The following is a 17,680-nucleotide window of genomic DNA, read 5'->3' on the forward strand; positions in this document are numbered from 1 at the left end:
ACCTGTATACAGTATACAGATTTGTGTTTTGGAGGATTACCATGAAAAAAATAGCCAAAGAAGATTCTTTAGCCACACAAGCCTATAACATTATTAAACAAGCTATTATCTCCGGGGATTTAAGTCCTGGGGATTCACTTCCAGAGGAAAGAGTGGCTAATGATTTAGGTATTAGTCGGACACCTTTACGTGAAGCAATTAAACTTCTAGCAACAGAAGGACTTGTTTTACTGGAAAAAGGAAAACCTGCAGTAGTTGCTTCTTATACACCCAGTGAAGCATTCGATTTTTTAGAAGTAAGAAGTATTTTAGAAGCACATAACATTACTATGATTGAGCCTTATTTAGATGATGCCTTTATAAGCTTACTTGAACAAAACATTACCCAACAAGAACAAACTGTCGTGGAACAGAATTATCAATTTTTTATCGATCTTGACCTTTCCTTTCATCTACTTCTTGCTAGTAAAAATAAAAATAAAACTCTCGTTGAAATGATTAAACATGTTAATAACGGAGTTAATCGTGCATTCTTGCTCTTATCAAAAACTCTTCCAATAAGCGCAAAAGATGCGGTGGAAGAACATAAACTCATTGTCAATGCTTTAAAAAATAAAGATATTTCATTAGCAAAGGAAAAAATGGAGTATCACATGCAGAAGATTGGCATCCGTATTCAAACTTATTTAAACAAGGGGGAAACAAAATGAAAAAAAGGTTTTTTAGTGTCATGTTGTTGATTGCCGTACTGTTAGTAAGTGCTTGTGGACGTCCTACAAATGAAAGCGTATCCAATAAAGAAGGAGGCAAATCGGATGAACAAAAATATACGATTAGAATCGCTCATCTTGTTCCCGAAGAACAATCTAGTCATCTTGCAGCGGTAACGTTTAAGAAAAATGTAGAAGAACGTTCTAACGGCCGAATTGAAGTGCAAATATATCCGAATGGTTCACTTTATGGATCAGACCGTGAAGCAATCGAAGCTGTTCAACTAGGAAATATCGAAATGACCATTCCAGCAGTAGCACCCCTTGCTTCATTTAATGAAAAGTTTATGGTTTTTGACTTACCTTTCCTTTTTAACTCTAATGAGGCTGCCTATAAAGCACTTGATGGCGAATTAGGAGAAACATTGTTAAAGGATCTGGAAAAAAATGATTTAAAAGGATTAGTTTTTGCTGAAAATGGATTCCGTAATATGTCAAATAACAAGGGTCCTATCGAAAGCCCTGAAGATTTAAAAGGAGTTAAAATGCGTACCCTTGAAAACCCGGTACACACGGATACTTTTAAATCCTTTGGTGCAAATGCATCGCCATTCGCTTTTGGAGAGTTGTATACTGCCCTACAGCAAGGAACATATGATGCAATGGAATGTCCGATTTCTCTATACTACACAAATAAATTCTATGAAGTTCAGGATTACTTGACTTTAAGTGGTCATGTCTATGCAGCTACCATCCTTCTTATGAATAACAATTTTTACAATGAATTACCGGAAGATCTTCAAAAAATAATTACGGATGCATCTAAGGAGTACCGAACTGAACAACGTAAGCTAGCTCAACAACAAGATATTGAATTTCTTGAAAAACTTAAAGAAAACGGTATGAAGGTAAACGAATTAACTGCTGAACAAAAGAATGCCTTTAGAGAGGCTTCAAAATCAGTTTACGAAAAATATATTCCTAAAATTGGTGAGGACTTAGTAAATAAAGCCCTCGAAGCTAACAAATAAGAGAAAAATATAAAAACCCATCATGTATCGTATTTAATATGATTTAGGGTGGGCTTTTTTTCTTACTCAATCTTTATTACCAGTTTTTTGAGAAAGGGTTTTTCTATGAAAATGAAGGACAAATATATCGAGGAAATTTTCTTGGTTTTCACCATGGTAGCAATGGTTATCTTGATTTTTACACAAGTAGTTGGACGGTACGTTTTTAATGCCGCCCCTAGTTGGACAGAAGAACTAGCTCGCTATATTCATATATGGCAAGTTTGGATCGGCGCCAGCTATGCTATTCGGCTTAGACAACATATTCGTATTGAAGCCTTTACAAACTTATTTTCTCCATTCATTCAAAAAATATTTGAAACATTATCTATTATTGTTTGGTTCATACTTGCCTTATTTTTAGCTGTTCTTGGAACTCAACTCGTTCTAAGCAGCTTAAAAAATGGACAAATCACACCAGCTATGCAAATACCAATGTGGATTCCTTTTGTAGCGATACCGTTAGGCGGTGCTGGAATGGCACTCCGACTCATCCAGCAACTTTGGACCATTTGGAGAACTTCCCCATCTAATTCTAATAAAGGAGGGAATATGATTTGACAATTGCACTACTTTTTATTTCCCTTTTTGTTTTCCTTTTAATAGGGGTACCAGTTGCAATCGCGTTGGGTGCCTCTGCATTGGTGACAATCTATTTTACTACTACGTTGCCTCTTACAATTATGACTCAAAAGGCATTTACTGCACTTGATTCATTCCCTCTATTAGCCATACCTTTTTTTATGCTAGCGGGCATATTAATGGGAAAAGGTGGGGTTTCTAAAAGACTATTAACTTTAGCCACTATGCTTGTAGGATGGATGGTTGGAGGTTTAGCAATGGTAACAGTGGTAACCTGTATGTTTTTTGCAGCCATTTCTGGCTCAGGTCCTGCAACAGTTGCAGCGATTGGCTCCTTTATGATTCCTTCGATGAGGGAAAAGAACTACAATGAGGGATTTGCTGCCGCTGTAACGGCTGCAGCAGGTTCAATTGGTGTTATTATTCCCCCTAGTATTCCATTTGTTATGTATGGAGTAATCGGTGGTGTTTCTGTTGGTGGTATGTTTTTAGCAGGTGTTATCCCTGGAATTATAATTGGCCTTGGACTTATGGCTGTTTCTTATTTTATTGCAAAGAAAAACAATTACAAACCAGAGACAACAGTCAATTATTCGTTTAAAGAGGTTATAAAGGCTTTATGGGATGCAAAATGGGCTTTAATGATCCCCGTAATTATTTTAGGAGGAATATACGGTGGAGTTTTTTCTCCAACAGAAGCAGCTGTCGTTGCTTGTGTCTATGGAATTATAATTGGGCTATTCGTTCATAAAGAAATGACGATAAAAGATATTTATGTATGTATTCGAGAAGCTATTGTTATTAATGCAACAACCATGATTATTGTTGGATTGTCCATTTCTTTCGCTTATATCATGACTCTTGAGCAAATCCCTAATAGTATTGCAGCATATATTACAGATTTATCAAGCAATCCTCTTGTGATATTGCTTGTTATTAATATATTGTTGCTAGTTGTGGGAATGTTCATAGACACCATTTCTGCATTAGTTGTATTAACGCCGATTCTATTACCGATTGTAACGGCTGTTGGAGTTGAACCAATTCATTTCGGTGTCATCTTAGTAGCCAATTTAGCGATTGGTTTTATTACTCCACCACTCGGGGTTAATTTATTTGTTGCATCTAGTAGTAGCGGTATTAAATTAGAAAAAATTGTTGTGGCTATTATGCCATTCTTACTGTCAATGATTATTACTTTACTCCTTATCACATATATTCCCGCATTGTCTATGTGGTTACCAAACTTCTTAGAGTAACAAGATAAGCGGATGAAAGGTAGATGTACAAATGGGACTTACGTTGAATTCACGTGTCTTAAAATTAGAAACACCAGGAATTAGAAAGTTTTCAAATCAACTTGTTAATTTTCCTGATGCTATCAATCTTACAATTGGTCAACCCGATTTTCCAACGCCTAAACATATAAAAGAAGCTGCTATCTCATCAATTTATTCAGATTTAACCAGCTACTCACTTAACGCAGGTCTCCTTTCCCTTCGTCAAGAGGTTCAATCATTTTTCGAGGACTGCTATCATTTATCCTACAGAGCTGAAGATGAAATTATTATTACAAACGGAGCTAGTGAAGCCCTTGATATCACATTCAGAACGATTCTTGAAGAAGGTGATGAAGTTATTTTATTTGCACCTGCTTACCCTGGTTATGAGCCACTTATCGAATTATGTGGTGCAAAACCTATTATTATAGATACTACTGCAAATGGCTTCAAACCAACTCTTAATCAATTAAAAAATGCTGTTACTACCAAAACAAAGGCGATTTTGTTCAACTATCCATCCAATCCAACAGGAGCTATATTAACTAAAGAAGATTTACAACCGCTAACAAATTGGTTAATAACTCAAGATTTATACGTAATTTCAGATGAAATTTATAGTGAGAATACGTTTGAAGGAAAACATATTTCCCTTGCATCAATGGATGGAATGTACGACCGTACCATTTTAATACATGGACTATCTAAATCCCATTCGATGACAGGCTGGAGAATAGGATTTACATTAGCCCCTAAATATCTATCAGAACAAATGTTAAAGGTACATTTATATAACGTGGTTTGTGCTCCTATTACAAGTCAATATGCTGCGATTGAGGCATTGCGTAATGGTAGGAATGATTCAATTCCTATGAACCAAGAATATATAAAAAGACGTGACTTTGTATACGATCGTTTGTTATCAATGGGATTACAAACAAGGAAACCAGAAGGTGCATTTTATATATTTCCAAAAATACCAGCCCACTTTCAGGATTCCCATACCTTTGCCACCAAACTTCTTCATGAAGGCGGTGTTGCTGTTGTCCCTGGGTCTGCTTTTACAGCATATGGTGAAGGATTTATTAGAATTTCGTATGCTTATTCTTTAGAAATATTAGAAGAAGGATTAAATCGTTTAGAAAGATTCTTGCTAGAATCAATCAATAATAAGGAGAAGTAAGTATGATGAAAACCTTGATGATGCAATCCTCTGATCAATTGTTAAATCTATTAAATGACTTAGTCTCGATCGGGAGTATTACTCTTTCAGAAGCGGAAAAACAATTCCCTTTAAAAGTTAAACATCATTTAAATAAATTAATCTATTTCCAAGACAACCCATCTTTTATAAATATTCATCAAACAAGTGATGAAAGATCTTTTTTAACTGCGTTATATAAACATGAAGAGGCAACTAAAACGGTTGTCTTAATTAGTCATTTTGACGTAGTCAATGTTGAGGATTACGGAGATTTAAAACATTTAGCGTTCAATCCCATTGAATTAACGAAAGCTCTTCATGACCGAACTAGTGAACTTCCAGTGGAAGCAAGAAATGATTTACTAACCAATAATTGGCTGTTCGGAAGAGGAACAATGGATATGAAGTGTGGATTAGTTCAACATATGTCATTACTTGAAAAAGCCTCAACGGAAAACTGGAAAATAAATTTACTTTTATTAACTGTTCCTGACGAAGAAGTTAATTCTGTTGGTATGCGAGAAGCTATTCCAAAGTTATTAGATATTGCCGAACAACATCAATTAACGTATACCCTTTTTCTTAATTCTGAACCTATGTTTTCACAAATACCTGGAGACGAGGATTATTATTTTTACACAGGGTCTATAGGGAAAATCATGCCCGGTGCATTGTGTTTTGGGAAGGAAACACATGTGGGTGAACCACTATCAGGTATTAATGCTGCCTGGATGTCTTCTATTTTATCTCAAGAGATAGAATGGAATGAAGATCTTTGTGAAACGGTTAGTGAGCAAAAAAGTCCTCCACCGACATTATTGCTTCAAAGGGATTTAAAAAAAGAATATTCAACTCAAATCCCCCATCGTTCCGTAAGCTTATACAATCTGTTTCTAATGAAAAAAAGTCCTGCAGAAGTGATGGTGGCTATGAAGGATATAGCTAAAACTGCAGCTTTGAAAATGGAATTTCTAATGGAGGAAAAATATCGAGCATTTGACCTTGATCCAACTCGAATATCCAAGATTCGTGTTCTATCGTATGAAGAGTTAAAAGATTATGCTTGCCAAAAAACAAGCCAACAGTTTATTGCAAATATCGAGCAAGTGGCTGCTAGTGAAACGAAAGGAGATAGTCGTGACAAATGCATACAAGTTATTGATCAAATGGCTATGCTTTGTCAGGAGCTTGCACCTATGATTGTGTTGTTTTATGCTCCTCCCTATTATCCAGCCGTTCATTCACATGAACACCCAGTTATAAAGGAGCTTGCTGAATCGCTCATCGATAATACCTATGAACATTTTGGCTATAAGTTTACACCCGTAAAATACTTTAATGGTATATCAGACTTAAGCTATGTAGGGCTTCAATCCCCATTGTCAGATATGAATGCTTATCATAGTAATTTGCCGGGTAACAGTGAACTATATTCCATACCATTTAATGAGATGTCAAAATTAACAACTCCTGTAATTAATGTAGGACCAATTGGAAGAGATGCTCATAAAAAAACAGAGCGGCTTTATTTAACATTTGCATTTGAACAACTGCCTAAAATTTTGGAACACCTTTTATTAGAACATCAAAAACAATAGTTTAAACTTAGTTATGAATACAAAAAGGTAATTTTCCCATAGTAGGAAATTACCTTTTTTTAACATTAAGATTTACTCTCTAATTGATTAGACTCTAGTAAGTTCCACTTCACCAGTTTTTCTAAGAAAATGGAAATCACAACCCCCATGATGAGCCCATTTGCTATAAATGGTTGAATCAATACTGGTAAACTCGAAAACAAAGTTGCGGGAGTATTCATTAGACATACCCCGAATAGAACAGGAGTAGCCAAACGAAAAATCGTATTAGAGTTAAATGTTTGGCCATTTAAGCTGGCAAATGCTGTTCCAAATAACTGCAAATAAGCAACAAATAAAACAGCATTACCAACTGTTATTGGCATGGTGGCTAAAAATGTACCTAATGCAGGAATAAGACCCATCAAGGTAAGCAACGCTCCACCTAATAAAAAGGGTTCACGCTGATAAATTCTTGTACTTTGTAAGAAACCAATAGAAGAAGTAAATGGTGTATATGGAATAAGTCCAAAGCCTGATCCGATTAGAGTGGACATCGCCGTAACAATAATCGAATTTCGATATTGATTTTCAGTTGGTTGCAATTTAAACAGAGAGGCACCAGCACCGATGGAAGCAATCGTGTTGCTTAAGTTCATCATAACAGCAAAAAAAGTAACTCCTATAATACCTATTTCAAGATTTGGCTTTCCGAGCGGAAACAAAGCGAATGAAAAATCTGATGACTGGGTAACATGCTGAATGGAATCCGAAAATAAGAAATCGTAACATACCCATCCAACAATTAAACCAATTAAGATGGAAAAATTACTTATGATTGTTTTACCGTTTAGCTTTAAAATACTAACTAAAATAACAATTCCGATCGAGAATAAACTACCTGGAATGCTAATTGCCCCTTGCTCCGTTAACGGGAACATTCCTTTAAAGAAAATAAAAATTAATTGAAAGGTTAATAAGAAAAGATAGACTGTCATAACCATTGGGCCAAAAATCCATTGTAGGAGAGATACTCCATTAAAGGCTGCAAGAATAAGGGTGACTAGACAAGCTAATATAATACCTGAAGCAATACCACCACCAATGGATGTAAGACTTATTCCTAAAGTAGAAGCTGATATTCCTAAATTTAGAATAACTCCCCAAAGTAAACCAGAATGACCTTCCATAAGTGGAAATCGATGTCCTACGGTTCCCTGAAAAACGCAGGCAAGTCCTGTAAAGATAAGAGAACTCCTTAACATCATCGCCATAATATCTGGAGATAAATGAAACACTGTCGCTACTGAAACAGGGACGACAACGGTATTGGCAAAAATAAAAAAGAGCCATTGAACAGCTGAAAACATTGTGATTGAAGAAAACCATTTATTCATTGTTGAAACACCACTTTCTAACCATCATTCAACTAATGATTATAGTATATATTTTTTTATTATTCCTGTATTTTATCTTTCAAATAGAGAGAAGACCTTTCATTGCTCGTCACAAATTTATGTGATATAGTTACCTAGGTAACTATTTTAAACCGTTTTTAAAAAAAGGCAAGATACTTTTTCCACGGAGGGATCTATTTGTTTCCTAACCATGAACTATTCCACACGTTAAACCAATTATCCAGACATTTAACGAACAAGTTGAATGAAGCACTAAAGCCCTTTGGTCTATATAGTGCTCAATGGACTGTCATTTACGTTTTAAAAACAAAAGGCTCCCTTACCCAAAAAGAATTATGTCAGTATTTATCTGTCGAAGCACCGCCTATGACAAGGACTATTCAAAGACTTGTTAAACAAGGATACGTTAAACAGGTTCAAGGTACAGACAAACGTGAGAAACATATCCAGTTAACGGATGAGGCGTTACAAAATTATCCTCAGTGGGAGGATGCCATCACACAGTTCAATCATTCCTTATTAACTGGATTTCCTGAATCGTCACAACAAGAATTATCCAAGCTATTAAAGGAATGGTTTCTAAAACTATCTTAGACAGGAGTTTCAATATATGAAAGAACAACCTAGATTATGGACAAAAGATTTTATTAGTATTTCCTTAAGCAATTTCTTCTTATTTATGACCTTTTATTTTTTATTAGTAAGTTTACCAGTAATGGTTATACAGCAATACGAAAGTACGAAAACAGAAGCAGGTTTAATTACAACTGTATTTTTAATATCAGCCATACTTATTAGGCCAATAGCAGGTTACGGTATTGAAAAAATAGGCATGCGAAAAATTCTATTAACTTCGCTTATCATTTTCTTTATTGCCTCAATCCTATACTTTTTTGCTACCTCCATTATGGCTTTATTCTTAGTTCGCTTTTTACACGGGATTGGATTTGGTATGGCTACGACTGCCGCCGGGGGACTGGTAGCAAATATTATTCCAGATTCTCGAAGAGGAGAAGGAATGGGGTATTTTATTATGTCCTCTAACCTGGCAATGGTTATGGGACCTTTTATTGGTTTAACAGCCATTCAAATGTGGGATGCATCTGTATTATTCGCCATCAGTGTTATTTGTGCTCTCTTTTCCCTTATTGCTGGATGGATTATACGTATTCCTATTAAAGAAAATAAGAAAAAAATTCATATCTCATTCCAATTTCAAAATTTCTTTGAGGCTTCTGCTGTTCCGATTTCAGTGGTTGGTGCATTTTTTGCCATTGTTTATTCGTCTGTCCTTTCTTTCGTTTCCGTTTACGCAAAAGAGATTGGTTTAATAGAAGTATCAAGTTTATTTTTTGTCGTTTACGCTGCTATTTTATTAGCTTCAAGACCGTTTACAGGAAAATGGTTTGACCAATTTGGTCCTAACGTCATTATTTTTCCATCTATTGTTCTTTTTGCAATTGGCTTATTCATTTTAGGTAGCAGTCATACGGCATTAGGCTTCTTACTTTCTGCAGCGTTTATTGGTATTGGCTGGGGTACGATTTTTCCAAGCTTACAGACGATTGCCATCCAGAAAGCGGCACCGAATAAAAGAGCCACTGCAACTGCAACCTTCTTATCCATTTTTGATACAGGTATCGGCTTTGGCTCCTTTATTGTAGGAATGGTTGTCGCTGAAGTTGGATTCCGTTCTTTCTATATTAATGGTTCTATTTATGTGTTAGTTGGAATACTTGTTTATTATTTACTTCATACCCGTAAGGAACCTTTAAAAGAAAAACTAGTAGAAAGACATGTGAGATAGAAAAGAGCAAGCGCCTTGGTCTACCATCATAACTAATAAAAAAGAATTGACATGATCGCTTTAAAGTAGTAAATTTTAAAAATAATCGAATAATTGACACTCTTATCGAGAGAGGTCGAGGGAATGGCCCTATGACACCTCAGCAACCTTCAATGTTTTCACTCATTGAAAAGGTGCTAAATCCTTCAAGTTGGAAAACTTGAGAGATAAGAAGAATGACTCAGATTCTTTCCATTCAAAAGTCTTCTTCTTAAAGAGGGCTTTTTTTATTTTTTAAAAGGCTCTTTTCTAAACTTGTTGCTTTTTTAACTAATAAAGAGAGATTTCACAATATAGGGTGGTAAAATCCTTTTAAAAATCAAGAAAAGAGCTGCTCACTTATTAAGAGAATCCGTAAAAATCCGGCTTTTGGGATTTTTACCAGAACCACATTCTATACGAAAACAGCCTTTTAAAAAGAGGAGAAAGAATATGAACTTCTTAGAGAAATTAGAAAAACAAATTTTAATTGCAGATGGTGCCATGGGGACTTTATTGTACTCGTATGGAACGGATATGTGCTTTGAGGAATTAAATCTATCCCAACCAAACCAAATTAAGAGCATTCACCGTGCCTATGTTGAAGCTGGAGCAGATGTGATTCAAACAAATACATATGCGGCTAATTATCTCAAACTTCAACGATATGGATTAGAGGACTCTGTCAAAGAAATAAATAGTGCTGCCGTTCGAATGGCAAAAAAGGCAGCCAATCCAGACACTTATATACTAGGAACAGTTGGCGGCAATCGAGGAATTAAGCCCCAATCCATCTCCATTGAGGAAATAAAAAGAAGCTTTCGAGAGCAATTATATTGTCTATTGCTTGAAGGGGTAGATGGAATTCTTCTTGAGACATATTATGATCTTCAAGAGCTAGAAACAGTCTTAACGATTGCAAGAAGAGAAACAGAATTACCCATTATTGCACAAGTTTCCTTGCAGGAACCTGGATTTTTGCAAGATCGTACTCCAATTATTGAAGCCTTTAAAAGATTAGAAACACACGGTGCTGATGTAATTGGACTCAACTGTCGACTAGGTCCACATCATATGCTTACGACGCTTGAGGAGGTTCCTATTCCAGTACATTCCTATTTATCAGCCTATCCCAATGCAAGTCTTCCTACTTATATTGATGGGAAATTCCAATACGATAGTGATTCAGATTATTTCCGCAAATCAGCTAAGTTATTTCGAGACCAAGGAGTCAGATTACTGGGTGGCTGCTGCGGAACAACACCCGAGCATATACGGGCATTTGCAGATGAATTAAAAGGTAAAATCCCTGTTCAAGAAAAACAAGTGAAAATCAGAGAAAATATAGTGGTGGTACCCTCTACCGAAGCCAAACGGGAGTATCCTCCGCTCCAGGATATTGTTCGTGAACGAACATCGGTTATAGTAGAATTGGATCCTCCTAGAAAACTAGATACAAAGAAATTCTTTGATGGGGCAAAAGCGTTAAAAGAAGCTGGTATTGATGCGTTAACATTAGCCGATAATTCCCTAGCCTCCCCACGCATTTCCAATGAATCTTTAGGGTACTTGGCTAAAACACAGCTAGGGATACGATCTTTAATTCATATAGCCTGTAGAGATCGTAATATTATAGGTCTACAATCCCACTTGATGGGCCTTCATGTATTAGGTATGAATGACATTCTTGCTATAACCGGTGACCCAGCTAGGGTTGGTGATTTCCCTGGTGCTTCGTCCGTGTATGATATGTCATCATTTGAATTGATTCAAATGATCAAACAACTTAACAACGGACTTTCTATTTCTGGTAAGGACCTTGGGCAAAAAACGGCTTTTAGTATTGCTGCTGCTTTTAACCCTAATGTTCGTTCAATCGAAAAAGCGGTTAAACGATTAGAAAAGAAAATCCACTTTGGAGCAGATTATTTTATTACACAGCCTGTTTTTTCAGAAGAAAAAATAATCGAAATCTATGAAGCTACTAAACATTTAGATACTCCCATTTACATTGGGATTATGCCGCTTACTAGCCATAAAAATACGGAGTTCCTTCATAACGAGGTACCTGGTATTAAAATTTCTGAAGACATTCGAAATCGAATGGCCCTATTTAAAGACCAACCTAACCAAGCAAGCATCGAGGGAATCCAAATTGCTAAATCATTAATCGATGCTGCAATGGAACTTTTTAATGGAATTTATTTAATTACCCCATTTCTTCGTTATGAGTTAACGGTAGAGTTGGCAAAATACGCCCGTGAGCGTGCAAATGCGATTAGGAGGAACAACCATGTCCAAAGCATCATTTACTGATCAGTTAAACAAAAAAATCCTTATTATGGACGGCGCAATGGGCACCATGCTTCAAAGAGCAAATCTTTCTCCAGATGATTTTGGGGGAGAAGCTTTCGATGGCTGTAATGAAAATTTAAATTTAACTGCCCCTCATGTTATTCAATACATTCATGAAGAGTATTTAAAGGCAGGAGCAGATATTATTGAGACAAATACATTTGGTGCGACTAGCCTTGTACTAGATGAATATCAATTAGGGCACAAAGCCTATGAGATAAATAAAATAGCTGCACAAATTGCTGTAAAGGCAGCACAATCCTTTTCTACAGCAGAATGGCCACGGTTTGTTGCCGGCTCAATGGGTCCCACTACAAAATCGCTAAGTGTCACGGGTGGAACAACCTTTGAAGACCTTGCCAAAACCTATGAAGAGCAGGCAATAGGGCTTATCGATGGCGGAGTAGATTTGCTTCTTCTTGAAACAAGCCAAGATTTGTTAAACGTTAAATCTGGATATGTAGGTATTCAAAAAGCTTTTGAGAAAACGGGTAAAATTTTACCATTAATGGTGTCTGGTACGATTGAACCGATGGGTACAACCCTTGCCGGACAGTCTATTGAAGCCTTTTATATCTCGGTAGAACATATGAAGCCTGTTGCTGTGGGACTAAATTGTGCTACTGGTCCTGAGTTTATGCAAGATCATATTCGTTCTTTATCTAATATGGCTTCAACAGCCGTAAGCTGCTATCCAAATGCAGGGCTGCCAGATGAGGAAGGACATTATCACGAAACACCTGAAACTCTATCGAAAAAATTAGCCGGTTTCGCTAAGCAAGGATGGCTAAACATTGTTGGTGGCTGCTGCGGAACGACTCCTGAACATATTAAAGCCATTGGTGAAGAAATGAAAGAATTTAAACCACGAACCGCTGACTTCTCTTCCGTTCATATGGTCTCTGGTATTGAACCATTTGTTTATGATGATCCAACCTTACGCCCTATTATGGTTGGAGAACGAACCAATGTGATTGGTTCTCGAAAGTTTAAACGATTAATATCGGAAGGTAAATTTGAAGAAGCAGCTGAAATTGCCAGAGCTCAAGTCAAAGGCGGAGCTCATGTGATTGACATCTGCCTTGCTGACCCTGACCGGGAAGAACTGATTGATATGGAAAATTTCCTTAAAGAAGCAGTCAAAAAAATTAAAGCCCCATTAGTCATTGATTCTACCGATGAAAAGGTAATTGAAAAAGCACTAACTTTTTCACAAGGGAAAGCTATCATTAATTCTATCAATCTTGAAGATGGTGAAGAACGATTTGAAGCTATTTTACCATTGGTTCATCGCTATGGTGCTGCGGTTGTGGTTGGTACCATCGATGAAGAAGGTATGGGTGTAACGGTTGAACGAAAGCTTGAAATTGCGACTCGTTCCTATAACCTATTAGTCAATAAATATCATTTAAAACCACAAGATATCATTTTTGATCCACTCGTTTTTCCTGTCGGAACAGGTGATGAACAATATATCGGTTCAGCCAAAGCAACGGTTGAAGGAATCCGCGCCATTAAAGAACGCTTGCCTGAAACTCAAACTATTTTGGGGATTAGTAATGTTTCTTTCGGACTTCCACCTGTTGGACGTGAAGTATTAAACTCAGTATTCTTATACCACTGTACTCAGGCTGGATTAGATTACGCGATTGTGAATACGGAAAAGCTCGAGCGTTTCGCCTCCATTTCAAAAAAAGAGGTAGAAATGGCTGAAAAACTACTATTTGATACAACAGAAGCATCCCTTTCCATATTTACAGAATTTTATCGAGATAAAAAGAAGGAAAATAACAAAATTGTCTCTGATATGACGTTAGAGGAACGATTAGGAAGCTATGTAGTAGAAGGAACAAAAGAAGGATTAATCGCTGATCTAACCATTGCTCTTGAAAGCTATGACAATCCCCTTGATATCATTAATGGTCCCTTAATGGATGGAATGAAGGAAGTTGGCAGACTCTTTAATGATAACCAACTAATTGTAGCTGAAGTGCTTCAAAGTGCTGAAGTCATGAAAGCGTCTGTAAGCTTCCTCGAGCCATATATGGAAAAGGGTACTTCTACCACTACAAAAGGAAAAGTCGTGTTAGCTACTGTTAAAGGTGATGTACATGACATTGGTAAAAATTTAGTCGATATTATTTTTAGCAATAATGGTTATCAAGTAATCGATTTAGGAATTAAGGTCCCTCCTGCTGAACTTGTAAAAGTTATTAAAGACGAAAAACCGGATATGGTGGGTCTTTCGGGGTTACTTGTAAAATCGGCACAACAAATGGTATTAACAGCCCAAGATATGAAGGAAGCAGGCATTTCTGTTCCAATCCTAGTGGGTGGCGCTGCTCTCTCAAGGAAGTTTACTGAAACAAAAATCGCTAAGGAATATGATGGCTTAGTTCTATATGCAAAGGATGCCATGACAGGCTTATCTTTAGCAAATCAAGTACAAACTCCTGAAGAATATGAAAAGCTTCTAGAAAGTAAAAAAGAAAAAGCTTCACAGGAGTTGATCGAGGTATCATCAAACTCAGCATCCGCTATTGCAACACTTGTAAAACCAAAAACAACCGTTATTTCAGAGGCACCTGTTTTCGTTCCTAAAGATACGAAACGACATTTATTAAAGTCTTATCATGTAACACATATAGAACCATATATTAATATGCAAATGCTGCTTGGCCATCATCTTGGTGTGAAAGGAAAAATCTCAAAACTGTTAGCAGAAAAGGATGAAAAGGCTACTCAGGTAAAAGAACTAATTGATCATTTATTGGACGAAGCGAGAGAGAAAAATTGGATTATCCCTGCTGCTGTCTATCAATTTTTCCCTGCACAAGCAGAGGGGAATAAAATTCTCATCTATAACCCTGAGAATCATTCAGAAATTTTAACTGAATTTGACTTCCCTCGTCAGGAGTCTGAACCACAATTATGTTTGGCTGATTTTATCAAAAAAGTCGACAGTGGGATCATGGATTATGTAGGATTTTTTGCTGTGACTGCTGGTAAAGGAATTCGTGAAAAAGCGGAGGAATTGAAGAAGGAAGGTCGTTTCCTTGAAAGTCATGCTTTGTCTGCCTTAGCATTAGAAACAGCTGAAGGATTTGCTGAGCTAATCCACCGACAGATGCGCGACCGTTGGGGATTCCCAGATCCGGTTGAATTAACCATGCAGGACCGTTTTGCTACTCGTTATCAGGGGCAACGTTTTTCTTTTGGCTATCCTGCTTGTCCAGAGTTAGATGATCAAACAAAACTTTTTGAATTATTACGACCTGAAGACATTGGTATCAACTTAACAGAAGGGTTTATGATGGAACCAGAAGCCTCCGTAACCGCCATGGTATTTTCACACCCAGAAGCTAGATATTTTAATGTGTTAAGATAGATTTGAAAAAAGGTTGCTTTTTGAGAGCAACCTTTTTTATATTTTAAAACTGCAGACATAAATTACTTAATGTACCAAATTCGTAGTTACGAAAGATCACTTTGGCTTGGGTAAGTGACTTTGCACTTCCCATTGAGATAAATAGTGGGACAAAGTGCTCTGGTCTTGGCACTGCTGCTTTTGCATGCGGTGCCAATTTTTCATATTCAAATAGTGATGACAAATCGTCTTTTTCTATCTTTTCAATTAACCAATCATCAAATTCAACAGCCCAAGCTTCTGGTGTTGTTTGACCCCAATTAACCATTCTTAGATTATGAACGGTAACCCCACTACCAATGACCAAAATCCCTTCTTCTCCTAATCCTTGAAGTGCACTTCCAATCTCATATTGTTTTTCAGGATGTAAAAAAGGATTTACCGAAACTTGGACGACAGGAATATCAGCATTTGGAAATAATCGTTGTAATAAAGTCCAAGACCCATGATCAAGTCCCCTGCTTGTATCTTTTTTTACTGGGATACCTTTCCTGTCTAAACTTTCAGCTATTCTATTTGCTAATTGGGATGACCCTTTTGCTAGATATTTTATTTGATAGAGTTCTTCCGGGAAACCATAGAAATCGTAAATAGTATTGTACTCTTGATCCGAAGAGGAAATGGTTAGTACTTCACTTTCCCAATGCGCTGTAAAAATCACAATAGCCTTTGGATTTAGTGTGTGGCCAAAACTTTCTAAAAACCTTGTATATTCTTTATCTTCGATTGCATTCATTGGTGATCCATGAGCTAAAAATAAAGCTTGCATTTTATTTTCCTCCAAACGACAATAAAGTAGTTAAAAGTAGTTACTTTATGTAAGTTAGTGTATTATCATAATAAATAAACGTCAAGTAAGTATTTACTGAAACATAAATATATTATTAAAAATAATTATCGGTTATAATATTCTTTGAGAGGTGATATAAAATGGATCAATCTTCTACTTTATGTCCACGATTCGAAAAGGCAATGAAAATCATGAGCCAACGTTGGACAGGTTTAGTTATTTATCAATTATTAACAGGACCACAACGTTTTTGTTCAATAGAGTCATCCCTCCCTATTAGCGGAAGACTCCTTTCTGAAAGATTAAAGGATTTAGAACAGGAGGGAATTGTGAAGCGTGAAGTATTCCCAGAAACACCTGTAAGAATTGAATATTCTTTAACAGAAAAAGGAATGGCCCTTGAACCGATTATTCGTGAGATCGAAAAATGGTCACAAAATTGGGTTGAAATAAATAAAGAATAAATATTTTTTCATAACAAAAGGGCAGAAGTTTCTCTGCCCTTTCTTTGTTCCAAATATTAAAAAGTATCTTCCATAAAGCTATCTTCGTCAAATGTCTTTCCATGCATTCCCTTATGATGCCCGTTTCTTTCCTTTTCTTTACCAAAGAAGAAATGATGCTGAATTTTGAAAGGGAATAAATCTAATTCCTTTATTTTATCAGAATGGTCAAGTAAGATTTCATGGAAAATCTCCTCTGTACTCTTGTCTTTCGTGTCAATTCCTAGCTTTTTGGCTGCTTGTAAGATTTGTTTTTCTCTTACTTCTTGAGCCACATCACGGATATCCTTACCTTCTGTTGAAATACCTAATTCCTTTGCTTTCTTTGTGATTTGAGCTACTAGGACTTCTTTATGTAATTCACGAAGTTCTTTGCCCTCTGTTGAAATACCTAGCTCTTTTGCTTCCTTCTTTAATTGCGCTTCTCCAACTTCTTGTGCCAAATCTCTAATATCTTTACCTTCAGTAGAGATACCTAACTCTTTTGCTTTATTTTTAACCCTAGTTTCAAATATCTCCTGCTTTAAAGTTTCAGCATTTTTTCCATCTGTTGCGATTCCTAATTCTTTTGCCTTTTTCGTTAAATGAGCTAGAATGACTTCTTCTCGCAACGTGTCTATATCTTTACCCTTTGTTGAAATCCCAAGCTTTTCGGCATGTTGTTTTAGATGGGCTTCACGAATTTCTTTTGCTAAAGTAGCATCATCTTTACCTTCCGTTTTAATTCCTAGTTTTTCAGCTTGTTTTTTTAAAAATTCACTATCCGCAAAATGTCCTTGTTTAAACCCATGCTTTTGAAAAGTTTCCATCTTCATTTCTGATTTTACTTGGTCTTTATTTGCTGCAAATGCTGGAATCGACCCGACAACTCCTAAAGTCAGTGCACCTGCTACTACATACGCTAACGTCTTTTTCTTTAACATGGTCATCCTCCTATTT

The 17,680-nt window shown here is 36.4% G+C and carries 14 protein-coding genes and 1 riboswitch; of the genes, 11 read left to right on the forward strand and 3 right to left on the reverse strand.

Annotated features, from left to right (window positions below):
• Nucleotides 1-41: 41 nt before the first annotated feature.
• From ACSBPO_RS18170 to ACSBPO_RS18195, 6 genes are all read left to right on the forward strand, one after another.
• Nucleotides 42-710, forward strand: a complete 669-nt coding sequence (locus ACSBPO_RS18170) for a GntR family transcriptional regulator (RefSeq protein WP_442595759.1) — start codon at nt 42-44, stop codon at nt 708-710.
• Nucleotides 707-1,741: a TRAP transporter substrate-binding protein gene (locus ACSBPO_RS18175; RefSeq protein ID WP_442595761.1), complete on the forward strand. Its 1,035-nt coding sequence runs from the start codon at nt 707-709 to the stop codon at nt 1,739-1,741. The genes ACSBPO_RS18170 and ACSBPO_RS18175 overlap by 4 nt, the downstream gene beginning before the upstream one ends.
• 105 nt (nt 1,742-1,846) lie before the next feature.
• A complete protein-coding gene (locus ACSBPO_RS18180; protein WP_442595762.1) occupies nt 1,847-2,341 on the forward strand; it encodes a TRAP transporter small permease in 495 nt (164 codons plus the stop codon).
• Nucleotides 2,338-3,621, forward strand: coding sequence for a TRAP transporter large permease (locus ACSBPO_RS18185; protein WP_442595764.1), 1,284 nt, complete (start codon nt 2,338-2,340; stop codon nt 3,619-3,621). Before ACSBPO_RS18180 ends, ACSBPO_RS18185 begins: the two co-directional genes overlap by 4 nt.
• Nucleotides 3,622-3,652: 31 nt before the next feature.
• A complete protein-coding gene (locus tag ACSBPO_RS18190) occupies nt 3,653-4,825 on the forward strand; it encodes an aminotransferase class I/II-fold pyridoxal phosphate-dependent enzyme (protein ID WP_442595766.1) in 1,173 nt (390 codons plus the stop codon).
• Nucleotides 4,826-4,827: 2 nt separating this feature from the next.
• Nucleotides 4,828-6,444: a M20/M25/M40 family metallo-hydrolase gene (locus tag ACSBPO_RS18195; RefSeq protein WP_442595768.1), complete on the forward strand. Its 1,617-nt coding sequence runs from the start codon at nt 4,828-4,830 to the stop codon at nt 6,442-6,444.
• Nucleotides 6,445-6,509: 65 nt separating this feature from the next.
• Here ACSBPO_RS18195 and ACSBPO_RS18200 read toward each other — a convergent pair whose 3' ends face one another.
• Nucleotides 6,510-7,820: a uracil/xanthine transporter gene (locus ACSBPO_RS18200; RefSeq protein ID WP_442595770.1), complete on the reverse strand. Its 1,311-nt coding sequence runs from the start codon at nt 7,818-7,820 to the stop codon at nt 6,510-6,512.
• A 198-nt stretch (nt 7,821-8,018) separates the two neighbouring features.
• Between ACSBPO_RS18200 and ACSBPO_RS18205 the strand changes: the two genes are divergently transcribed.
• From ACSBPO_RS18205 to metH, 4 genes are all read left to right on the forward strand, one after another.
• Nucleotides 8,019-8,435, forward strand: coding sequence for a MarR family winged helix-turn-helix transcriptional regulator (locus ACSBPO_RS18205; protein ID WP_442595772.1), 417 nt, complete (start codon nt 8,019-8,021; stop codon nt 8,433-8,435).
• Nucleotides 8,436-8,451: 16 nt separating this feature from the next.
• Entirely contained in the window at nt 8,452-9,648 is a 1,197-nt protein-coding gene (locus ACSBPO_RS18210) for an MFS transporter (RefSeq protein WP_442595774.1), read from the forward strand.
• A gap of 99 nt (nt 9,649-9,747) precedes the next feature.
• Nucleotides 9,748-9,861, forward strand: a riboswitch (SAM riboswitch).
• Nucleotides 9,862-10,119: 258 nt separating this feature from the next.
• Nucleotides 10,120-11,982 (forward strand): bifunctional homocysteine S-methyltransferase/methylenetetrahydrofolate reductase, encoded by a 1,863-nt coding sequence (locus ACSBPO_RS18215; protein ID WP_442595776.1) that lies wholly within the window; start codon nt 10,120-10,122, stop codon nt 11,980-11,982.
• Nucleotides 11,960-15,409: a methionine synthase gene (gene metH / locus ACSBPO_RS18220; RefSeq protein ID WP_442595777.1), complete on the forward strand. Its 3,450-nt coding sequence runs from the start codon at nt 11,960-11,962 to the stop codon at nt 15,407-15,409. The genes ACSBPO_RS18215 and metH overlap by 23 nt, the downstream gene beginning before the upstream one ends.
• A gap of 43 nt (nt 15,410-15,452) precedes the next feature.
• On the opposite strand, the gene ACSBPO_RS18225 is transcribed toward metH, so the two are convergent.
• Nucleotides 15,453-16,217 carry a DODA-type extradiol aromatic ring-opening family dioxygenase gene (locus ACSBPO_RS18225; protein WP_442595779.1) on the reverse strand — a complete coding sequence of 255 codons (765 nt, stop codon included), beginning with the start codon at nt 16,215-16,217 and terminating at the stop codon, nt 15,453-15,455.
• Nucleotides 16,218-16,378: 161 nt separating this feature from the next.
• Here ACSBPO_RS18225 and ACSBPO_RS18230 point away from each other — a divergent pair, with 161 nt between their 5' ends.
• Nucleotides 16,379-16,702 (forward strand): winged helix-turn-helix transcriptional regulator, encoded by a 324-nt coding sequence (locus ACSBPO_RS18230; protein WP_442595781.1) that lies wholly within the window; start codon nt 16,379-16,381, stop codon nt 16,700-16,702.
• A 56-nt stretch (nt 16,703-16,758) separates the two neighbouring features.
• On the opposite strand, the gene ACSBPO_RS18235 is transcribed toward ACSBPO_RS18230, so the two are convergent.
• Nucleotides 16,759-17,664: a hypothetical protein gene (locus tag ACSBPO_RS18235; RefSeq protein ID WP_442595783.1), complete on the reverse strand. Its 906-nt coding sequence runs from the start codon at nt 17,662-17,664 to the stop codon at nt 16,759-16,761.
• Between the last annotated feature and the right edge of the window lie 16 nt (nt 17,665-17,680).

It is taken from the genome of Neobacillus sp. D3-1R (assembly GCF_052180215.1).
GTDB lineage: Bacteria > Bacillota > Bacilli > Bacillales > Cytobacillaceae > Pseudoneobacillus.